General features: G+C 44.8%; 4 pseudogenes. 2 read left to right on the forward strand and 2 right to left on the reverse strand.

Annotation, left to right across the window (positions count from 1 at the left end):
* Positions 1-208: pseudogene (locus L5M10_RS23595) on the forward strand (IS3 family transposase); the annotation flags it as partial.
* Positions 209-246: 38 nt separating this feature from the next.
* On the opposite strand, the pseudogene L5M10_RS23600 reads toward L5M10_RS23595, so the two are convergent.
* A pseudogene (locus tag L5M10_RS23600) lies at positions 247-471 on the reverse strand (rhodanese-like domain-containing protein); the annotation flags it as partial.
* 62 nt (positions 472-533) lie between these two features.
* Positions 534-2,225: pseudogene (sirA, locus tag L5M10_RS23605) on the reverse strand (dissimilatory sulfite reductase SirA); the annotation flags it as partial.
* Positions 2,226-2,328: 103 nt separating this feature from the next.
* Here sirA and L5M10_RS23610 point away from each other — a divergent pair.
* Positions 2,329-2,470 (forward strand): annotated as a pseudogene (locus tag L5M10_RS23610) (IS4 family transposase); the annotation flags it as partial.

Below are 2,470 nucleotides of genomic sequence, written 5' to 3' on the forward strand. Positions count from 1 at the left end.
ACACAGCCAGCTAAATTTTGTCTCACCAGGGCAACGTCATGCACTGCAAGATGGCGCTATTTTAGCGAAGCGCAAGAAAGTGCTTGAGGCGGCGAAGGAAAGAAAACCGATGCGTTGGTCTACAGAGATCAGAAATTGTGAAGCGGTTGGCGCTGTAACACTCAACCCAGATAAGGCACCAGAAGAAGGCGTAATAAATGCAGCTTAATATTTAAACAAAGAGTGACAACTATCTTGAAAAACACCGAAACCTTCTGCCCATATCTCCAGTGTATTTACGTCGAAAAAATAAACGCCTTGTTTGCCGACTAAGGTTTCCGCTTCCATCATCGAAATGGGATTTAATTGGATTTCGTTATAGGGCACTTCAGACATTTCTGAGCCACCACCGGCGATGACTGGCATAGCAGTCACGCCTAAGGCCAACACCATCAATATTCGGCTTACACTTTGACGAAGCATGTTATGCATAATTAGGCTCTCATATTCCCCGACACCCAAAGGTGTCGGGGATAACTAGGACTCAAGTTAAACTATATTTTCTTCGCACTCAGCGCATTACCATCAATAATGGCTTGGGCTTGGGTCACATAGGTCAAGGCGGCATCTAAGCGTTTTTGTGAGTAACGCGCACCATGAACCCCCCATGAACCATCGGCTTTAATCAGCTTGAGGACATCTTGAGCTTTATCGGTCAACAACAGCACTTGCGTCTTATCTTCTACCGATAACTTCGCCATATTGGGCGACTTATCGATGCTAATAAGGGCTTTTTCTACTTTGGCATAGGTTTCTTTCACTGGTTTTTGCCACTTCTGAACTTTGCCGTAGATTTGCTGTTGATCTTTAAAGTGCAGACCCTCACCCAACTTAGATTGGAATTGACTATGGCAGCCTTTGTTATCCACTACATCGTGATCAGAAGCGGAAGTACGAGCACAGGTCCACATCAGATCGAGGTAGTTATGGCCATTTTCGTCCTTCGCCACAGTCCAGCCCTTAGTGGATGAGTCGCGAGACTTACCTTCAGGTGGGTTAAGCGTCTTACGCAATGGATCGACATCGATTTTCCACATGTGCGACTTACGAACGTTGTCGAAACCGGCCATATCAGGGAACTGGATCGCGGTGAAGTTTTCACAACTACCCATGTTTGGCATATGACAGCTTTGACAAGTTTGTTTACTGTGGGTCTTGGTATTACTCGCAATTTCAGCCTGTGCCGTATGGCAATCGGTACATTCTTTGATGAGTTTTGGTTTAGTAATACCGGATTTCCAATCACCATCAGTCACTTCGTGTGGATCATGACAGGTAGAACAACGCATGCCCTTATCGTAGTGAGACGAGGCAAACATTTGCGAACCTTCTGTACCACAAGATGGGCAAGAAGATTTCATCTTCACGTTAAAGGCATATTCCAGTTTTTCTTTACCCTGTGGGGTTTGCGCAAGTTCTTCTACGAAGTTAAAACGCTGGTGACAACGCTCGCAGTTAGAAGGCATACCACCACCGATACCGCCGTCTAAATGACCACCTGCGCCATGACACTCTTCACAGGTAATACCGAGTGACACTGTATGTTTTTGTAGCTCTTTAGGATTACCAAGGGCTGCAAAAAACTCATCTTTAGTTTTAAAATCAAACTTAAAGGTGTGGCACATTTCGCAATAGGAACTCGCAGGTTGGAATAAGAATTCCTTCTCGTATTTAGCACCATAGGAGCTCATACCCCACTGGTGTGAACCACTCGCGCCAAAATCTTCCATTTTAGTTGGAAATTCAGGAATAACTTTCTGAATTTTCTTCGCCATTTCAGGGGTTAACCATTCAGCCCAACCACGGGAGAATTGGTTACCGCCGGCGACCATAGTGCCAGTACCATCTTTGAGTAAACCGTCTTTCACATGGAAGGTACCGCGTACTAAGTAGCTGTCGATAAAGCCGTATTTGGTTCTTGGTGTTCCCACCGTCGCATAAATTGCATCAGGGGTAATGCCGTCTGGCAGGATAGAAGTATCCTTAGTGCCATACATGGTTTTGTTTAAATCGTTATCGACTTCGGGATGACTCCCCGGAAAACGTAAGGTTTTTGAATGGCGTGAACGTTTCCACTTTTCATATTGTGGGCCGTGGCACTCACCACATTTTTCAGGACCAACAAACTTATTTGGGAAATCCAAAATCGACTTGGCACCGAGGCGATATTGCAATGCCATAGGCTGAAGAATCCCCTGATGATTTACAAATAAATCATCAAATTAGGGTGGAAGCGCATCTTGTTGCATGATCAAATGGTTTCGCTAAAAACTACACTTGGACAACAAGATGCGCGAAGCCAATATCCTACAACATTCTTTACACCAATACTGCCCAGAACTTCACCTAAAACGATTAAACAGCTTGATGCTGGCCTCTAAGGCACTGATTGAATGTAAGACACTGACCTTGACTGAGTTAGGTCGAAATT

Origin of the sequence: Shewanella sp. SM32 (genome assembly GCF_025654235.1) — a bacterium.
In the GTDB taxonomy this organism is placed as follows: Bacteria; Pseudomonadota; Gammaproteobacteria; order Enterobacterales; family Shewanellaceae; genus Shewanella; species Shewanella oncorhynchi.